The 17,791-nt window shown below is 36.3% G+C and carries 27 protein-coding genes; all 27 read right to left on the reverse strand.

Going from position 1 to position 17,791, the window contains the following annotated elements:
• Positions 1-255 precede the first annotated feature (255 nt).
• The 27 genes from Rain11_RS12105 to Rain11_RS12230 all read right to left on the reverse strand — a co-directional run bounded on the left by Rain11_RS12105 (position 256) and on the right by Rain11_RS12230 (position 16,779).
• A complete protein-coding gene (locus Rain11_RS12105) occupies positions 256-792 on the reverse strand; it encodes a glycoside hydrolase family 108 protein (protein ID WP_101359635.1) in 537 nt (178 codons plus the stop codon).
• A gap of 7 nt (positions 793-799) precedes the next feature.
• Positions 800-1,120 carry a hypothetical protein gene (locus tag Rain11_RS12110; protein WP_101359636.1) on the reverse strand — a complete coding sequence of 107 codons (321 nt, stop codon included), beginning with the start codon at positions 1,118-1,120 and terminating at the stop codon, positions 800-802.
• Positions 1,101-1,226 carry a hypothetical protein gene (locus tag Rain11_RS14165; protein ID WP_262502183.1) on the reverse strand — a complete coding sequence of 42 codons (126 nt, stop codon included), beginning with the start codon at positions 1,224-1,226 and terminating at the stop codon, positions 1,101-1,103. The genes Rain11_RS12110 and Rain11_RS14165 overlap by 20 nt, the downstream gene beginning before the upstream one ends.
• The gene (locus Rain11_RS12115; protein WP_101359637.1) at positions 1,189-1,434 is read right to left on the reverse strand and encodes a hypothetical protein; all 246 of its coding nucleotides are present in this window, start codon (positions 1,432-1,434) and stop codon (positions 1,189-1,191) included. Before Rain11_RS12115 ends, Rain11_RS14165 begins: the two co-directional genes overlap by 38 nt.
• Positions 1,435-1,447: 13 nt before the next feature.
• Positions 1,448-1,690: a hypothetical protein gene (locus tag Rain11_RS12120; RefSeq protein WP_101359638.1), complete on the reverse strand. Its 243-nt coding sequence runs from the start codon at positions 1,688-1,690 to the stop codon at positions 1,448-1,450.
• A gap of 101 nt (positions 1,691-1,791) precedes the next feature.
• Entirely contained in the window at positions 1,792-2,166 is a 375-nt protein-coding gene (locus Rain11_RS12125) for a hypothetical protein (RefSeq protein WP_101359639.1), read from the reverse strand.
• 7 nt (positions 2,167-2,173) lie between these two features.
• Positions 2,174-2,419 (reverse strand): hypothetical protein, encoded by a 246-nt coding sequence (locus tag Rain11_RS12130; RefSeq protein ID WP_101359640.1) that lies wholly within the window; start codon positions 2,417-2,419, stop codon positions 2,174-2,176.
• A complete protein-coding gene (locus tag Rain11_RS12135; RefSeq protein ID WP_101359641.1) occupies positions 2,409-3,956 on the reverse strand; it encodes a P-loop NTPase family protein in 1,548 nt (515 codons plus the stop codon). Before Rain11_RS12135 ends, Rain11_RS12130 begins: the two co-directional genes overlap by 11 nt.
• Before the next feature lie 36 nt (positions 3,957-3,992).
• A complete protein-coding gene (locus Rain11_RS12140) occupies positions 3,993-6,281 on the reverse strand; it encodes a putative barnase/colicin E5 family endoribonuclease (RefSeq protein WP_101359642.1) in 2,289 nt (762 codons plus the stop codon).
• Positions 6,256-6,447: a hypothetical protein gene (locus tag Rain11_RS12145; RefSeq protein WP_101359643.1), complete on the reverse strand. Its 192-nt coding sequence runs from the start codon at positions 6,445-6,447 to the stop codon at positions 6,256-6,258. Before Rain11_RS12145 ends, Rain11_RS12140 begins: the two co-directional genes overlap by 26 nt.
• The gene (locus tag Rain11_RS12150) at positions 6,444-7,139 is read right to left on the reverse strand and encodes a hypothetical protein (RefSeq protein WP_101359644.1); all 696 of its coding nucleotides are present in this window, start codon (positions 7,137-7,139) and stop codon (positions 6,444-6,446) included. The genes Rain11_RS12145 and Rain11_RS12150 overlap by 4 nt, the downstream gene beginning before the upstream one ends.
• A complete protein-coding gene (locus tag Rain11_RS12155) occupies positions 7,139-7,618 on the reverse strand; it encodes a hypothetical protein (protein WP_101359645.1) in 480 nt (159 codons plus the stop codon). Before Rain11_RS12155 ends, Rain11_RS12150 begins: the two co-directional genes overlap by 1 nt.
• 12 nt (positions 7,619-7,630) lie before the next feature.
• Entirely contained in the window at positions 7,631-8,335 is a 705-nt protein-coding gene (locus tag Rain11_RS12160) for a hypothetical protein (protein WP_101359646.1), read from the reverse strand.
• Between the two features lie 7 nt (positions 8,336-8,342).
• Entirely contained in the window at positions 8,343-9,071 is a 729-nt protein-coding gene (locus Rain11_RS12165) for a peptidoglycan-binding domain-containing protein (RefSeq protein WP_101359647.1), read from the reverse strand.
• Positions 9,072-9,082: 11 nt separating this feature from the next.
• On the reverse strand, positions 9,083-9,739 hold the full coding sequence (locus Rain11_RS12170) for a peptidoglycan-binding domain-containing protein (RefSeq protein ID WP_101359648.1): 657 nt from the start codon (positions 9,737-9,739) through the stop codon (positions 9,083-9,085).
• A 19-nt stretch (positions 9,740-9,758) separates the two neighbouring features.
• A complete protein-coding gene (locus Rain11_RS12175) occupies positions 9,759-10,511 on the reverse strand; it encodes a hypothetical protein (protein WP_101359649.1) in 753 nt (250 codons plus the stop codon).
• Positions 10,511-10,690, reverse strand: a complete 180-nt coding sequence (locus Rain11_RS12180; protein WP_133121589.1) for a hypothetical protein — start codon at positions 10,688-10,690, stop codon at positions 10,511-10,513. The genes Rain11_RS12175 and Rain11_RS12180 overlap by 1 nt, the downstream gene beginning before the upstream one ends.
• 13 nt (positions 10,691-10,703) lie before the next feature.
• Positions 10,704-11,480, reverse strand: coding sequence for a DUF3450 domain-containing protein (locus Rain11_RS12185; RefSeq protein ID WP_101359651.1), 777 nt, complete (start codon positions 11,478-11,480; stop codon positions 10,704-10,706).
• On the reverse strand, positions 11,458-11,856 hold the full coding sequence (locus Rain11_RS12190) for a hypothetical protein (RefSeq protein WP_101359652.1): 399 nt from the start codon (positions 11,854-11,856) through the stop codon (positions 11,458-11,460). Before Rain11_RS12190 ends, Rain11_RS12185 begins: the two co-directional genes overlap by 23 nt.
• Complete coding sequence (locus Rain11_RS12195; protein ID WP_101359653.1) at positions 11,837-12,304, reverse strand: hypothetical protein; 468 nt, start codon at positions 12,302-12,304, stop codon at positions 11,837-11,839. Before Rain11_RS12195 ends, Rain11_RS12190 begins: the two co-directional genes overlap by 20 nt.
• Positions 12,301-12,660, reverse strand: coding sequence for a hypothetical protein (locus Rain11_RS12200; RefSeq protein ID WP_101359654.1), 360 nt, complete (start codon positions 12,658-12,660; stop codon positions 12,301-12,303). The genes Rain11_RS12195 and Rain11_RS12200 overlap by 4 nt, the downstream gene beginning before the upstream one ends.
• Positions 12,661-12,716: 56 nt before the next feature.
• The gene (locus Rain11_RS12205) at positions 12,717-13,442 is read right to left on the reverse strand and encodes a hypothetical protein (protein ID WP_101359655.1); all 726 of its coding nucleotides are present in this window, start codon (positions 13,440-13,442) and stop codon (positions 12,717-12,719) included.
• 25 nt (positions 13,443-13,467) lie between these two features.
• On the reverse strand, positions 13,468-13,896 hold the full coding sequence (locus Rain11_RS12210; protein ID WP_101359656.1) for a hypothetical protein: 429 nt from the start codon (positions 13,894-13,896) through the stop codon (positions 13,468-13,470).
• On the reverse strand, positions 13,893-14,783 hold the full coding sequence (locus Rain11_RS12215) for a hypothetical protein (protein ID WP_101359657.1): 891 nt from the start codon (positions 14,781-14,783) through the stop codon (positions 13,893-13,895). The genes Rain11_RS12210 and Rain11_RS12215 overlap by 4 nt, the downstream gene beginning before the upstream one ends.
• 4 nt (positions 14,784-14,787) lie before the next feature.
• On the reverse strand, positions 14,788-15,303 hold the full coding sequence (locus Rain11_RS12220; protein WP_101359658.1) for a hypothetical protein: 516 nt from the start codon (positions 15,301-15,303) through the stop codon (positions 14,788-14,790).
• A gap of 2 nt (positions 15,304-15,305) precedes the next feature.
• Complete coding sequence (locus Rain11_RS12225; RefSeq protein WP_101359659.1) at positions 15,306-16,253, reverse strand: hypothetical protein; 948 nt, start codon at positions 16,251-16,253, stop codon at positions 15,306-15,308.
• Positions 16,254-16,257: 4 nt separating this feature from the next.
• Positions 16,258-16,779 carry a hypothetical protein gene (locus Rain11_RS12230; protein WP_133121590.1) on the reverse strand — a complete coding sequence of 174 codons (522 nt, stop codon included), beginning with the start codon at positions 16,777-16,779 and terminating at the stop codon, positions 16,258-16,260.
• Between the last annotated feature and the right edge of the window lie 1,012 nt (positions 16,780-17,791).

The raw sequence follows: 17,791 nt of genomic DNA on the forward strand, positions 1-17,791 counted from the left end.
AGAGGTAATTGACTCATATGATTAAATATTTAAAAAGTACAACTCAAAGTTAATCATTTTTTCAATTACCCTAAGTTTTTTTATTTAAATCCCTTGAAAACAATAAGTTAGACTTATAATTCACGTTAATAAAACATTGATTTCAAAATTAAAGTTCAAGCAAAACACAACACCCCGCCCAGTGGGCAGGGGGTGTAAAGGCAAATTTACGCCTATGAAACAAATATGAAAAAAATACTCTAAAACCCTAAAATCTTAAATTTCTTTCGGAAAGCTATTGAGCCTATTGAGCCAACCTTGCAAGAAAATCCGAAAAGCGGGGTTTCGCTTGGTAATATCGTAGTAAAATATCTCTCTTGCCTTCCAAAGCCTTCTGTAAAGCTCTTTGGCGTGCCTATTGATAGCCGTAATTGTAAGGATACCACAAACGCCGTCAGTGGCTAATTTTTCCCCAAGTTCGTTCAGTATCCTTTGCACCCGCACAATCGCAACACCTGCACCGCTATTGATACACCAATCGCATATCAGTTCGGCAAGTTTTTGGTTTTCTACAAGGTGCATATTGTTTGCGTACCAAAACTGACGCTCATAAATCGCTTCAGCGTCCTTTTCGGTAATGCGTTTTACGTCCTCGCAAGTGATGATACCATCGCCGTTTTTATCATAACCAAAAGTTTTCCACGTGTGGATAGTTATGCCGTACTTGGTGCAACCACCTGGGTCTTCTTTGTAATCTGCATAACCACCCTCCCAACGAAGTATATGCGGAAAAAAAGGTTCAAATTCTGCCATATAAGTTCTACTTTTTACCGAAAATTCGTTTGAAAAATACTTTACGTTCAGGTTTTTGTTTTAAGGTGTCCTTTTCGTTCAGTTCCTTGTTTTCTTGCTTGATTTGATTATCTTTCAAAATATTGGTCAAATCTAATGAGCCGTTACCCTTTACTTTCAGTTTTTCGTTATTGATAACCAAATACGTAATATTTGAAGGCGGGCATTCAGGACACACACAAGCGGGGCAAGGTTTTGTAAAAAACTGCTCTTTCGCAAAGTAGCCTGCAAAAATTCCTATCGCAAAAGGCAATAAATAAGCCGAAAGTCTAAACAGCGTCCCGAACATAGCTTTTTACTTGTGGATACTCTTTGCTTCTTTGTTGTGCAAAAGCGTCTGTACGTTCTTGCAAACGCTTATCCTGTTTTGCCGTTTGAGCCGTTTGAGTTTTCATAATTATTAGGTTTATTTTCTCTCCCTGCAAGCCCGTAAATGGTGATAATTCCAGGTGTAATTACACTAAGAAAAGTTGTTGCTTGCTCGGCTGTAAGTTTGCCTTTCCACATTAAGCCTAAAGTAACCAAAATTACAAGAGTGCTTATGAAAATGCCCACCAACGTCAGCCCAAAATCTTTCCAAAAATTCTGAAAACGAAAATTCATATTTATAGCGTTTTTAATGTTCGGTACGTCTATCTTTCTGCAAAATCTTAATTTCAAGTTCTTGTATCATATCCCGAATTTCACGAATAAAGCCGTGCATTTCCCTGATTTCCTCGTTTTGTTTTTGTTCCAGCTTATCCACACGACTTTGAAGCGTAGTAATATCTTTCTGTTGCTTTACGTTCTCAATTTTTATGAGAAAGTAAGCAGAAACAATTGCCACAATAATCTCAACCAATGCTCGTAAGTCTGCCATTAAGGTAATGTTGTTTTGAAAATCCGTATTTTGCCAATCCAGTTAATAGCTTGCATAACACTACTACCTACAAAAATTCTGTGTGTGAAGAAGGCATATTTTTAAGAACTTAAAACAGGCATTTCTACAAGTGTGTATTTAATCACGCCAGTTACTAAAATTTGGTTTGGAGTAGGATTGTAAATCTGCAAAAAAGCAATAAAAGACCCACTCGAAACATTGAAATTATCAAACTTATACCAATTTATACCATCATCTGTGTAAGCAAAACTATGCTCAATAATCGCGGTAGTATCAACAATTGTTTTACTTAATAAAAAATACCAATTAAATCCCCAACTACTTAAAACTTCTTGCACCGAAATTTCATATACAAAATTTCCATTTACCCACTTTCTTGGATAAACAATAGGAGAAAGCGAATAATCAGGTAAAATTCCTCCTCCTCCACTACCTCCTTTATTTATGTATCCCATACGTCTATCAGTAATGAAAAACTGCGTCAATTACATTCACTCCCGCAATAATAGATATTTCAGGGTAAGTTTTGCCGATGTACTCAAAGTTGTAGATAGTGTTTGGTGCAATATTGATACTGCTTGAACCTAACACAACAAGAATATCATTACTACTTTTATTGTAAATACTACCAAGCAAGAACCCAGCAGGTACGTTAATAATACCTGTTGCGTTTGGGAAACTTTCGGTATGTATGCTGTTATTCTGCATAGTCTATTACTTCAAAAACATTCATTTGTCCTCCTCCGTAACGACCTTGTGCCGTTGCCGTGTTGTTTTCATCAACTTTTACAATAATATCTGCATTATGCGTCCATTCTTGCGAACCTCTAAAATTGCCCTCTTTGGTTGCCTGCAATAGCCAAATAAAACTTGTGTTAGAATTTTGGTTTTTCATTTTTTCAGCTTTTTCAACCTCAATGTTTGCTCTATTTACGCTATCCACAAATACAAAATCGTATTGGCTTACATCATCAGGGCAAGAAGCTCTAAAAACAATATCCTTGTGTAAGTCTAAATCTTGCACTTTACGCACCAGCGTAGGCGAACCAAACTCCTCTGCACTTACGTACAAAACCTTACCGAAATTCCGTGAAAGGTAATCGGCAAACATTAGGCTTAAATAGGTTTTTCCTGTTTTGGGTAAGCCAAAAATAACCATACTGAAAGGCTTGGCGACATCACCCAAAAAATCTTTCCAAATACCCTCAAACCCCAAAGTTTCAATTTGAGTGTTTTGGAGCGTTTCAGCATCTATTTCTACACCCGCCAAAGTTTTACCGCAAGAGCAGATTTCCGAAAGTCCTGCAAGCTCATCGGCGTTTAGCTTAATTTCACCGCTATTTAGTTTCCCGAAAGCCCGCCTGACTTCTTTATAGTACATATCGTTTTGCTTGATGTAACCTTCTTTTAAGGCATTGCTAATTTTTTCAGCTAATTTTTTCATTTTAGCTTTGTCTTGCTTATCGCTACGAGCAAGGTTAAAATAGCTGTTTAGATAGGTTGCCGAAAGCAATCGTTTTTCGCTACTTGCAATATCTTTAAGGTTTTCCATATCATTTTGAGAAACTGATATTTCTACATCGCCATTGCTTTGTGTGGCTTTTACAAGTATTTCTTCAATGTCTTTCACTACTTCATAATAAGGCATTGAAGGTGTAATTTTTTTAAGCAAAAAGGCTTTTTTAATAGCCAAGAGCAAGTTTTCAAGAGCTTTTTTAGTTTTTCCCTTGCTACTCATAAGATTTACAAAACGCTTGATAATACGCACTTGCTCACTGATATTTAGGACGGCTTTGGGTTCTTTTTTGACTTTTGCCTTGTTTGCCTGCTGTTTGGTTTGTTTGCTTACAATAGCGGGCAATTTGTTTTGGCTTTGAGAAGAAGGTAAAGCAATTACTTTCCCACTGGGTTTTGTAGTTGTTTTTTTAGGTTGTTTTTTACTTTTAGAAACCACCGTAGGTAAATTGCTTTTAACTTCGGTTGTAGCCTTTTTTTGTTCTAATTCCGAAACTTTCTTTTTAAGTTTTTGTTCTAATTCCGAAACTTTCTTTTTAAGTTTCTGTATTTCTTGTTGCTCCTTTGAACAATCTACTTTTTCCAAATCCTTAATATTTGCCCGCTCCATTTCTGCCTCTATCTCTGCAATTTGTTCAGAGAGCATTTTGGCAAGTTCATCATCGCCAATTTCTTTTGCACTTACTAATGCTTTTTTTAATTCTGCTATGTCTGCTTGCGAATATTTCATAGTTTTACAAGTTAATTTTGGCATTATTTTTGAGGTTCATTCTTTGTCGCTTGTTGATTGAGGCAGTGGCTCATTTGTAAAAGTCTTGCCGAGTACGGTTTCAAGGCTTCCAAGCGACATTTTCTTTTTTAAGTCAAAAGCAGATAGTAACCATTTCTTTTTTACACCAAAAAAGTTTGTTTGAATAATAATTCTAAAACTTTCGCTATCCAACACAATTTTTCCGTCAATAGATTTATCCGAATTAAATGTACCAAAGGCGAAAACAATAGGTATAAAGTCTTCTATTGCAAACCCAAGTGCTTCAATATCTGCTCCGTGTTTTTCAATAATATGTTTTAATCCATATCCTTCATTTTTTTCATTGTTTTCGCCCCAAACAATAGAAACATAACCAATATCATCTCTATACAAAGCATCAACAGCTTCCCCTTCTTTTACTTTCATTAAAAACTTTATAGCTTCTTTGGGTTTTCCCTTAAATTGCGTGTATTCTGACCCAAACAAACCAAACAAACTCATTTGCTTTTTTGCCTCCTGTTTTATGAAATCTCTCTGGTTTTCAAGCCTTAAAACTTCTTGTTCAGCTCGTTTGATAGCCACATCATAAGGCAAAAGTATTTCAAGAATACGTTTTATATCTTCATCAGTAGGTTTACGATTGTATTGCTCTCTAAAACTTTGTAGTAACTCTTTCTTTTTGTTTTCTCTCTCTTCCTCTGCCTCTTTGAGAGCTTTACGTGCTTGGCGTAAATTTTCATCATAAGTAAGCTCAACCTGCGTCTTGCTTACAAAATTTTCCATATTCAAAGGTTCTGTAATTGGTGTATTAAACATTTCACGCTGTTTCCAACGCTTTTCTACTTCTGCAAAAAGACTGCTTTGGTTGTATTTAGTATAGCGGTTGTCCTTTACAAGATACTTATACAATTCGTTTTCGTGGTTATCTAAAAGCGGCAAGCGAGAGCGAATGTAACCTATCCAACTGGCTATACGTTTGAGCGTTTCAGTATTATCGCTATCATCAGCATTAGCCGTAAGCATTTGTAAGTCTTGTATAAGCTCTCCATTAAAATTTAAGTGTGAAAGGTTTAAGATGAAACTTGCGTTTTTGTCCTCATTTTGCCGTGCTTCTGCAATAATTTCTTTTTCAGGCACACCTTCGGAACGCAAATCTTGATAATACTTTGCTCTTTCTAAATAGCTTTCTTTGGTTGAAAGTGTATTTGATTTTTTGGCAATTTTTTGAGCCTCTGCAAGCGTACCTTCAAAAATTTTAGCAGGTATCGTATTAAATTGAGCATACCCCATAGCTGAAAGCCTTTTGAAAGCCTCCAAACGACTATGCCCACTCAAAACGTAATATTTGCCGTTTTCAGGCTTAATCCATAGGGTTATAGGGTCAAAATTTTGCCAAACAAATTTGCCATTTTGTACATCTGAAATAATATTATTCACGCTTCTTTCGCTGTACTCTTTTGAGCGTTGCTGAAATAGATTTGTGTCTGTAAAAATGTCAGTAATAGGAATTCGTACAACATCATACCCCCCTTGCTTCGTTCCTTCTTGTTCTTGCTTTTTATCTTGCTGTTTTTGTAGCAAATACAAACCTTTCAATACCTGCAAAGCAATCTCTTTCCGCCTGCCAGTAGCGTATTTAGCAAGTGTTTCGTAGGCTTGTATTTTTTTTGAAAGTATGTCTATTTCTCCCAACATTGTTTTGGCATATTTTTTGCTGTTTATTTTGAAGGGAAAGCCAAGCTCTAAGGTAGTGTAATTGGGTGCTTCCTGCTTGGAGGAGGTCAAAGCCCTTGCCTCAACGTAGAGGTGAAAACCGCTAATTAAATTAGCGGTATGAATTGTACCGATTTGGTGCGTTACACTACCCTCCCTAATTTTTTTTAGAATAGAATTTTTGCTTTTAAGATGTCCAGATACCATTCTAAAAAAACCAAGACTATCTTTTGCCACACTTACAAAATACAATACCCTCTCGGTATCTTCTAAAAATGTTTTTACAAACAATTCTCTAATGTTTCCATTTTGGTCTGTATGATTTATGATAATTAAAGGATTTTCAAAAGTAGGTTTAATTAGCCCGAAATATCTTTGTCTCTTTTTTTGAAAAATTTTGACAAATTGGCTGTAATTTACTTCTACTTTGCCGATAGGGGTTTCTACACTATTTCCTAACTCTTTGATAAAATTTTCGTAAGAAAATTGTACCAAGCGAAAAGGTTCTGCCAAATGAGTAAGCATTTGCAATAGCCTTTCCTCATCTTGGATAATAGCTCCTAAATCAATATGTGAGCTTGCCTGTATCATCACTAACTACATCTGAAATAGCGTTTCCGATAACCATACCGATAAAACCGCCTAAAAGCGTATAATAAAAGGTATCTTTCTTGCGGGCTTTGGCAATTTCGTATCCTGCTATTGTGCCTGCAATAGCACCCAAATTTGCTCCATATCTTTGCAAAAACCTTTTCACTGCTTTTCATCTAATTTGTAGATACCGTACAAAGCCAATCCTCCTAAAATTCCAAAGCCTAAACCTTTCAAAAGTAACCTTCGCCTTGCCCTTTTCCTTGCCCTTTCGTCTATAAGCGTATAGCTGAAAATATCACCATACAAACCTTGATGTTTTTGGCAAAGCAAATCAAACTCTGCAAAATCATTGTAGCTTGCAAAAACTTGGCAACCCGCACTCCATTGTCCTATATCAATACTTTTTTGGTCTTTTCTTGCTCCTACGTGTATATTGATACCATACAAACCTGTTGTTTCCCTGCCGTTGTAAAAATCAAGTATTGCGTCTCGGTTGTAATCCCTAAAAATGGTTAAGGGTTTTATTTGCACAAGTTCGTAAGGATACGGCAAGCGTGCTGTATAGCGTCTTTGAAAACTATGCAAATATTGTCCTTCTTTCAATATTGCACTCCCCAAAGCCTCCGCCTCGGCACTTATGGCGTTTTTTAGCCAATAAGTGCCTGGGTCTGTTGTAGCTTGATATTTTTTAAGTTGCCAATTCAGCCGTTCATCTTTCCAAAATACCACAATCAAATCGTCAAATTTGCCTGCTTGGGTGTTTTCGCTCCTTACACCCCAAATATTGAGTTCATAAGGACGCTTGAAAATTACCCATTTATTGCGTTTGGCAATATTTAAGAGTTGTTGTAGCATTAAACAGACAAAGGAATTTGAGCCGTTTCAAAATACTTTTTCTGCTTGTCGGTTAGCCTTTCGGCTGTTATTTTTCCTTCTTGCATTTCTTTGAGTGTTTTACGCAAATTGCGTAATTGCAAGTAGTTCAGCTTTTTCAAGTTTTCTTTGGCTTTGGTTTTGTCAGCTTCTACAAGCCTTGCGTTGTTTGCCTTTTCTTGGTCAGAAATAATCCCATCAATTTCTTTATTTTTGAGGTATCTGTACCCAAAATAAGCACCAACACCCAAAAACACCAAACCAACACCTGCACCAATCAAAACACCAGAAGCTACACCATTCAAGTTTTCAGTACCCGATAAGCCTTTTTTAGCTTTTGTTTTTTTAGGAGTGCCTTTTAAGCCCGCTTTTGATTTGTCATAAACACCCCTTTCTTGCATTTTCTTAAACATTGCTTTGCAAGCACGGGGTTGAGGTTTAGATTTACAACTTTTTGCCATATCAATAAAATTTTAGTTTGAGACCTTTTTGTACTTGTAAATTATGTAAGATGTAACTGAAATTATTGCAACAATAGCAATTGTGGTTAAAATTTTAGGCTTATTTCGCAAGAAAGCAGAGTTTTTTACTTTTTGTCCTTCTAACTTTCTTAAAATATACATTACCCTATTTTCAAGCGTTTGTCCGTAATAAGGACTACCATTTAGCCTTGTACCAAATTCTTTGTATTTACCAAGTGCTAAATCATCAAAAGGTTTTTTGAGCAATCTTTCGTCTGAAAATAGCACCCTTATAGCCCCAAAAGCAACTTTATCTTGCTTAAAAAGTGCGTCCAATTCTGCATCGCTAAAAGCATCAAGAGCCAAGCCCAGGCTGTCAAAAACGATGCGATAATTGCTTTCCCAAGTAATTTGTAAATAGCCACGTCCTCTGTAACGATAGCCGTAAGGTTTTTGAGCAAAGTATTCAGCCGTTCCATATTCGCTAATACTTTCAAAACGTCCCCCAGTTTCCTGATAGACTGCACAAAAAACGGCGATAAACTCTGCCAAAGAAAGAGAGCGAGGAGACCAAAGGGAAATATTGTTTGCAAAATGTTCATAACCCGATACATTTATTTTTGCAGGAAACAAAGCAGGGTTGGTGGGGTGTATTACTTCATTAAAAAAGGTCGCAAAACCCGCATTACCTACCCAAAAATTTCCTTTTACTTTCATATTTATCTTACAAATACCCTTGCAATGTATCCGCTAAAAGCATTTCAAGTTCAGCTATATCTGTACCCGAAAGTCCTAATTTTTTCTTTTCTGCTTCTATTTCTTTTTCTCTTTGTACTACAATTTGTGTTAAGCGTGCTATCTCTGCAAAATTGTCAAATGTTGGAACTTTTTTAAGTTCTTCTATGCGTCTTTTATCTCTTTCTTGCAAGCGAATAAGTCCGTCCAGCCAAGTTCTATCAATGGTTTGACTTACAACTTCTTGTTTGCTTTGTCCTCGCATTATCATATTGTATGTTTGCTCGGAAATTTCCGTTACATTCAGATTTGGAAAATGTTTGCGTAAAGCCTGTAAAGTTGCATTTCCAAATTTGCCGTCTGTAACCAATTTTTCGCCATAAAACCTGTTAAGGGCTTCTTGCAAGTTTTTAACCTCTTGGCTAAAATTGTAAGGCGGTGCCGATTGATAACGCAAAGGAAATTTTCCCGAAACGTTTTGACTTTGACTTGTATTCTGTGGCAAAGCTACTACTTGTGTTTGTGGTTTAGTTTGAACCTCTTGGCTTGTGTTTTTAGTATCAAACTTGCCTAAACTATGTTTGGCAAAGGCTTTTTTTACTCCTGTGTATTTGTAAAGCAAATACAGAAGCGAAACACCTATTACCGCACCACCAGCCCATACAAGACCTGTGTTTTTTTCGTAAAATGTTTGCCAAGATGTTTTTTGCTTTGCCATAAAACCAAGTTTTATCCACGTATCAGTTTTGCTGTAATAGAGTGTTCTACTCCGTCTAATATTCCTTCAAGCCCCTTCATATTGGCTTGCTTCAAAATACGCACAAAGTCCTCTTGGCTTATACTATCTTTGCCGAAACGCTCTCTTGTTATGCGTAAAGTAACATCACCAAAATACCCTGTTGCGTTATTTATACCATAGCCAAGTTTTCGGTAGGCTTGCTGTAAGGCTTTTACTCGTAACCCGCCTTGCCCTTTACGTAAAGGAAATTCATCTCTTTGGGCAGTAACTCCCCCCCAGTACCTATCCTCTGTAATAGGTGGAATAACTACATCTTGCTGTTGCTGTTGTGGTTGAGTAGGCTGTTCTGCGGGTTGCTGTGGTTGTTGTGGTACTTGCGGTTGAGAAACTACGCTTGCACCCCCAGCATTACCTTGTTCAAGTTTAATAACAATAGGTTCTTGGGTCGTGTCGTCTTTTTCCGTTTTTTGAACCAAACTATCTACATATTTCTTGGCTATCCAGAAAGTTCCGCCTATGGCTACTATACCCAAAGCATACAAAACTATTCGCTCAGGAGTTACCATAATCCCTTGTTGCACTTTGGGTGTTTCGCCCAATGCTTTTTTGCGTTTTCTTTTATTTTTACTTTTAACTACTGCTTGCATAAAAAATAAAGTTTGAGATTTATTTTAATGATTTTGCATAACTTTCAAGGTATTTTCCGCAATTTTGCCCATTTCTAAACCCAAAGCGTATATTCCACTCGTCCCAAATATCCTCCCAAAAATTGCCGTATTTCTGTTCGTATTTTTGTTTTACTTTTTCAAAAAATTGCTTATCCGTAATTTTTTCAAAGAGTTCGCCAAGTTTTATACAACTATCTTTTGCAAAAAAATTAAAATCTATTCCTTCTACAATTTTATGTATTTCATCGGCGTACTCTTCTGCTTTCTTGTCGTAATCGGGAAGACCTATTGGCTTTTGATTTCTGTCAATACGTTCAGGCTTCAGCTCAACTATATCTCTTATAGTTTGCAATTCGTTTTGGTCTAAAAATCTTGCAAGCTCTTCATTCAAATTCTTTCCTGTCAGTTTTCTGTAAGTATCTATTAGTGTATTGTAGTCTTCTTTCGTTTTTATGTATTTTTTGATAGTTTCAATTACAAGCTGTTCGTCGCTATCAAGATACCAGGGCTTTTCGGCTTCTTCGGCAATGATTTTAGCAACTGCCTCCAAACTGCCTTCTATATGCGTTTTTTCCTCCACTTTGCGAATTTGCCTCTCCCGCTTGCTTTGTTTTAGTTTTCTTGCTACATACCAAACACCGAAACCGACTGCAACCAGTAAAGCACCACCACCAATGACAAGCCATTTGAGCTGTCCTGTTTCTATGCTTTTACCTACCCAGCCTTTTTCGTTTTTACGTAATTTTGCCATTATCTTGCAAATTTTGTAGCAAACTTCACGATACTTGGATTATTATTAACCATTTGAGCAAGTTTTTTGAGGTCTTTCAAATCAATTTTTGCAAGAGCCTCAATTACTTCATCTTCCAGCATACTGATTTTTTCAAGCACTTGCTTTTTCTTTTCGCTTGTGGTAAATATTGTGTACATAGTTGCAATAATTTTAAGCATTCAATATCTCTAATATTTGTCCGATTTTATCTTGTTTTTTGGCAAGTTCAAAAGCTATTTCAAAAATAACCCTTGTCTTTTCACCTGCTTGCTCTTGAAGCCTTTTAGCTGTATCCAAAAGCATTTCTTCCTCTTCTGTAAGTTCATTTTCTTGCTCATTTCCATTTTCTTGCTCTTGTGGCAAAAGCCCACTCAATACTTCTACTACTTTTGGTTGTTGTGCAATCATCGGCAAAGCATTTTGTACGCCAAGCATAATTTTATCGGCAAAATTGGCTTGCCTTTGTAGTGGTCTTATTTGTGCCTCTAATTCGTCTATGCTTTTTTCATACTCTTTGATAGTTTCTTGAAGTTGCGTGTTTTTTTCTTTAAGATTTTCATTTTCTTGTTTTAGGCTTGTAATTTCAAATTCAAGTTTTATTTTTTGCAATTCTGTATCTAATTTTGCCTCAAAGTCATTTTTTTGAGGCAAGCCCTGCATAGTTTCTGTTTTTTCGGAACGCAAATGAAAATCTTGTGATTTGTTGCTTCTTGAGCTTGTATAAACCCTGACAAGTAAATCGGTTTTGCTGGTATGTTTTAGGTTGATAAGTTCTCGTTCAAGTTCTGATAAAGATTTTATCCGTCCCGAAATTGCAATTTCCTCCTCTTTGCCTTCATCATTTTTCGCTTTTTGAAAAATTTGGCAAGTAGTTTCTTTTGATTTTATATTCTTTAAGTCTTGCAAAAAAGACCTAACTCCATTTTCATTCAGAAGGTATGTTTGCATAGGCTTTTACTTTGGTTATTTCGTTGTCTTGATTTGTAACTAATTCAATGGTAGTGCTTTGCGGTTTTTCTTTTGTTTTACTTTCTCGCTCCAAAATCGTAAGCAAGTATCCTCTTGCGGTTTTGCTTGGGTTTGTTGAAAGAAACTCAAAATAACCCGTATTGATTGTAAAAATCTGATTAGGTGCAGTGTGGTTGAACTCAATAATTTCGCTATCGCTAAAATAACCCGTAGGAGTACCTAAACTTTGATGTTCCTGTACAATAAAATACTCGTCATCATTGAAATAGCTGTCTTGGGTTACCTCGTGATAACGAAGCTCGTGTTTTGTACAACACTGCTTGTGTAATATGTTATTAACCAACGCCTCCAACATCTTTGTATACAATTTTTTGCAAAAGCAATTGGAAAAATGCCGTTCCTGAAATAATGTTTATATCGGCAAGGGCTGTTCCAGACACGTATTCGCCTTTATTGAGTTTTACAATACCAATCTTTTTTATTGCAGAGGTTGCTATAAAAAATCGCTCTGTAATAGTTCCGTGAGGCTGATACATTGAAGTAGCAAAACAATTGACTGCATTTAAGTTGAAAGCCAAAGTTTCTTGCCTTCTAAAAAAATAATGCCTTACATTGTTTTTGATACGCACTGCAACACGAGTACGGCAATTACCTTGTATTGGCACAAACTGATACCAACCCTCTTCTTCTATTTTGAAACTAAACTTAAATTGCCTAATGCCTGTAAAAGGAGCTACTTCATAGGCTTTCGCTATGACAAATGTTTTTTCAACGGCTCTTTTTTCTTTGGCTCTGGCTTTCATCGGTCTAAAATCAAAAAGATTTGTACTCTGCGGGCGGTTGCTATCAAATCTCTAATTTTTATTTTTACCTCTTTCAAATCCATATTAGTTATTTCACAAGGCATATAATCTACATCAAAACCTTGCAAAATTCCTGAAAAAAGTCCCTTTGGCAACAAATCCACACTTTTTCCGTCAAAAGTTGCTTCTTCAATTGTAGAGGGTTCTCGGTAAAATTCGCTTACCACGCCTATTCCAACTATTCTGCTCCAACCTTTGTCAATCCGTATAGAGCTTTCTACTTCCTCGTTAGGAATACCTGTAAAAGTAAAGTTTAAGGCTTGTATCTTCTCAACTTTGTCAAAATGTTTCAACATATTTCAAAAGGTTAGATTTTGTAAAAAAAGGGGGCTTTGCCCCCTCTTTTAGGAGCTTAGCGAGGTAGGGTAGCTGTTCCACGCAATTTAATCATTGCGATAGTGTTTGCAGGCACACCACTGGCGTCTTGGAACTCTAACGTTGCGGTAAGGACTTCATTGCCAAGCAAAAATTTGGGGTTGTCCAAGCGAATAACGTGTTCTTGGTTAGTCACATACGCCAAATTTACTGCATAAAAGCTATTTACGGGCAAGTGGCGGGTGATGATACGATTGTTGCAAGAAACATTCAAAAAAGCATTTCTCAAACTTGGAAAAGCTGAAACACTTTGAAAGTTTGCATCCAAAATAGCGGCATCCGTCAAAGGAGCTGTAAAGTTAGCCGCAAGCAAACCGATTTCAGACACAATCATATTGAAGTCCTTTTCGGTGCGTCCATTGTTCAAGGTATGAATACCCGCTTTATAAACTTGGTCGCTGGTAAAGAAATCTATACTTCTTTTCCCCGCACCCGCAGGAACCTCAACTACGCTGATAATTTCGTAATCTACTGCTTGCAGTTCTCCTTTTTTGATTTTTTCCACTACTCCTTTTTCCAAGCGATCAGAGTATTTGAAAAAATCCTCACGACTACCACGACTTGCGGTTCTTTGGTTCTCGGCGATTTTATTTACGCCCGTGGCTATCAAGCTAAAAATTTGCTTGTCATCAAGTTTGCCTGCAAGTTGCATAACACCTGCAAGACCTGCCATTAGCCCTTGCTCGTTTTTTTCGTCAATCATAGTTTTTTAGTTTGAGTTTTAAGTTTTATGTTTGATTTTGTTTGGGTTGCTGTTCTTTAGGTTGCTCTTTGGCTTCTTTTTTTAGTAAAGCCCAAGCAATTATTCCAATACCACCAGCTATGAGCAAAACTTCTAACCAATGCACTTTTCGCTTTCTTTCGGCACTATCGGTTTTTACAGATAGCTGTGTTTTGCTGTTTTTAGATACTATTTCTGGCTGTATTGTTTCCGTAGAAGTAGAACTTGCTTGTATTTGTTTTGCATTTACATTTGTCTTTTTATCCGTTTCCGTTTGAGGCTCTACGGTAAGAGCGTATGAAGGTTTGCTTTGCGTCTGTGCAAAAACATCAGCTTTTTCTATTTCTTGCACCATTTCACTTGCAAAGTCATCTATTTGCTTAACGCTTAAAACAAGCTCATTGGCAAAATTATCGTTCATATTAAAAACTTTCATACACCTCTTTTCGCTTTGCGTTTTACTTGTTTTACACCATTCAAAACACCACTTACTTCTTTACTTTTTCTTGTAGCGTAAATAATACCTGCCACTAAACCTGCCACAATCAAGCCACTGCCTATAAGAATAATTGTTTTATTCTTTTGCCAAAAACTTTCTTTGGTAGGTGTGCTTTCTTTTGGGTTATCTGTGTTTTCTATTTTATTTAATACAGGCAAATTTTCAGTAGAGGTGTTTTTCTCCAGCTCAGTTACACTTGTTGCATTTGCAACTGGTGTAACTGGTACCGCTATACGATTTTTTGCCGTATTGATAGCGTCTATTACGCTTTGAAAATAAGCGGGCTGGTCTTTTGTAAGCAAATTGTAAGTAGCTCTATTGGCTGAAAACCATTCTTTACTACCTTGCAAATCAGCTGTATTCATTGCTGAAATTTGCTCTTGTGTAAAAAATCCGTTATTTAAGCCTTCCTTTACAAACTCTCCTACATATTCAGCTAAATCCAAGCTATTGTTATTTTGAGCGTTGCCGTCTCCAAAACCATAGCCGTAGTTGTAGCCTTCTGCTTCTGCTTTGCTTGAAATATCGGCAAGGTAAGTGGAAAATCCTTTTTGTTGTACATATTGTTTGATTACTTCCTTATCAAGCAAATCTTTTTGCAAGCCTGTCATTTTCGCTACAAAACCTGCAAGCCTGTCGGAAACTGTATTGAAAACTCTATCTTTGATAGAACTCAATAGGTTGCCTAAATTGTTTGTTTGCATAGGTGTTTGCTCTACAAAAGCCACATACTCCTGTATGCTTTCGGGCAAATCTCCCTCAAACAATTCGGCAACACTTTCAGTGCTTTCATCATCTATACCTTGCAAATATTCCAGTTGCATACAATTATTTTTCTTGTGTTGATGATTTCTTACGGAAAGCAAATAAACCTAAACCAATAAGTGCCACAGCTCCTACTCCCAAACCTACCCAAAGCATTGTGTTGTTTTTAGCACTATCCTTGGGTGCATTTGCACTTGTAGATGTTGTTGAACTTGTACTTGTATTAGATGAAGTACGAGCCATAGCCATTTGAGCCTCTTGTGCTTTTTTTTGAGCCTCTTGTGCTTTTTGTTGTCTTTTGGCTTCTATTTGTCTTTCCAAATCTGCTTTGCGTCTTTGAAAATCAGCCTCATCTCTTTGTGCCTGTTCTTTGAGCTGGTTGATTTGCCTTTCGACACTTGCTTTAAGGCTTTCAAACTCTGCTTGTACGGCTTTTAGCTCGTTTTCAGCCTTTTCTTTGCGTACAGCGTGTGCGGCAAATATGTCTCTCAAAAAACCTAAATCTTGCTCTTGATAGGCCAAGGTATCCAATTCACCAAAACCATTTATTAGCTCCAATACGTCCTTATCTTGTGTCATAGTTAGATAGAATTTAAGACTTGCATTAGTTGATTAAGCTCGTTTTCGTAATTCTGTTTGGCTTGTGCCACCATTTGACGCATTTGCTCAATTTCTTGTGGCACTTGTGTTTTGAGAGCTTGCAATCTACCTTTTGCTTCTGTAAGCACTCTTTCGGCTTCATCGGCAGCTTCTTTGTTTTTGCCAATACCAAGAATTTTACCTACATTCTGTACTACACTCCCGACAGCTCCACCTACATTTTGCAAAATACCACTACCTTTGCTTAAAATGTTTGCTAATACCCCACCTTTTGCAATTCCTGCACCAACAGCCAATATAGGTACAACGCCTATTTCGCCGTTCAAAAATTCGTTGTCAGGTACATAATCGTAACCTTTGCGGTCTTCGGTAATAAATCCAAGATTTTCCATAGTTATTTTGTAATCTTTTTTTTCTATAAAAGGGTGTTCTTTGTCAAATTTATCTAAAACACAATCAATTACAATGTAACCTCTTGCGTTTTCATAAGGCACTATCGGATAAACGTGCTGAAAACCTACATTTTTATTATATTTTGCTATGCGAAAGCTATTGGCTATGCCCAAATTGCACAAGATAGAGCAAATAAATACCGTGTAACAATCACAATCCACGCCTTTGTGCCTATCTTGCCAAGTCCGCAAAGCTGTACGGACTTGCTCTTTACCTTTTTCATCTCTGCGGTAAGCAATATGCTTATAGACAAAGTGCCAAATATTTTTGCACGTTTCGTAAATATCTTTGCCTTTCAAAACCTTACTGATACGTGCCGTTTGCGGTATGCTTTCTGCTATTGCTTTTTGCATTAAATCAATCGTATCGGAAAGGTTTGCGTATTTTTCAATCACTTCGGTAGTACCGAGGGCTACATCAAAATATTTTTCGTATTCCTTGCCGTCTGCAATGGCTCTTTTCCCTTTGGCTTCCATTTTTCTAAAAAATTGACGTGAGCCAATGTGATATTTTACTTGTGTCTATGCTATGCGTTTGTTTATCGGTTATGGGCAAACGCATATTAAAAAGTTTTTGTAACGTTACGTTCAGCATTGTTTCCGTAACTATTTCAATCTTACCCTTGCGTGCTTCTTGCAAAAGTATAGGTAAGTTTCGCCAATTTACATTGATAGTAATTCTATCAAGCGAAACAGAACCCGCACTAGGGATAGTATAAAACTGATTACGTGGGTTGCTACTACCAATAGAAGTAGTCTTGCCGTCAGATTTTTTGAGTAAAAGATTTACGAAAGGGTGTGAAATTTCAAAGCTGAAACGAGTAGGGTTTTTTATGATAGGGTCTGAATGGATTTGTAAGCCCTCAAATGAAGCATCTACATTTAGATTTGTTTCAATCTGTATATTGCTGGCGGCTCGTTTAAGGGCAAGTAAATACGAACTCCACCCAATTATACCAATACCCGTGAATAATGTCGCTATTTTAATTGTTCCGTCCTTCACAAACACACAATTTTGGAAATAAAATTTGAGTAATAAGCTCATCACAAAGTTACAAAAGCGTGTTTTTGAAGGCAATAGAGCGTATTTTTGAAAACGAACTTAAATGAATTTGAATACATTTGAACTAATTTGTACTAATTTGTGCAAATTAAAAAAAAACTTGAACGAATTTGAACCAAACTTATTGAATTTTAGCGAATTTGATGTAACACAAATTTGCACAAACAAGCATTTTTTAGTATTTTTGGCAAAAAAATACTTGATATGATAACAAAATCGCAATTGTGTGAAAGAATAAAAATGAGTAGGTCCACTTTGTATAGAAGAATGAGGGCTTTTTTGCCAAAAGAAAAGAAATATTTGATAAAATCTAAAACACTAATGTCTTCAGACGCAAGATTTATACTCTATAATCTTGGTTATGAAGAAAAAGAAGTAGAAAGATTTGTAGAAAGTTTGTTTGAGTAGTCAAGATTTCAGCAACTTAATTTCCTTTTTTTTGTAAGATATTGAATTTCAATCACTTTACATCGTTTAGTCGGTGGAAAATTGGTGGAAAGTGTACTCCACGTTTTCCACGCTTTCCACGTTTTCCACCGATTTTCCACCGATTTTCCACCATTAAAATATAATAATAATAATAATAATAAAATATTATGTATTTCATTATCAGATACTTAAATAAAAATTGTATTCAATTTTCCAGGATTTTCAAAATTGGTGGAAAAGTGGAATTTTTTTTGGGCGTTTTTTAGCGTAAAAATTTTTGAAAAAACAACATAAAAGCCTTATACTCAACGTATAAGGCTAAAACATAATTAAAATTTGCAAAAAAATCAGAAACTTAACTCCAATTGCCGAACATTGTTTTGCATAAGATTTTTAACGTGAGTTAAGCGGCAATATCTTGAAAAAGTTCAAAATTTGTAAGTAGATTTTTTTCTTGAAAATCTCTAATAGTGGGCTTTTTATCTAGGAATTTGTAGGCAATAATTCCAGACCACAAATTGAC

The organism is Raineya orbicola, from assembly GCF_002843425.1.
GTDB classification, from domain to species: Bacteria; Bacteroidota; Bacteroidia; order Cytophagales; family Thermonemataceae; genus Raineya; species Raineya orbicola.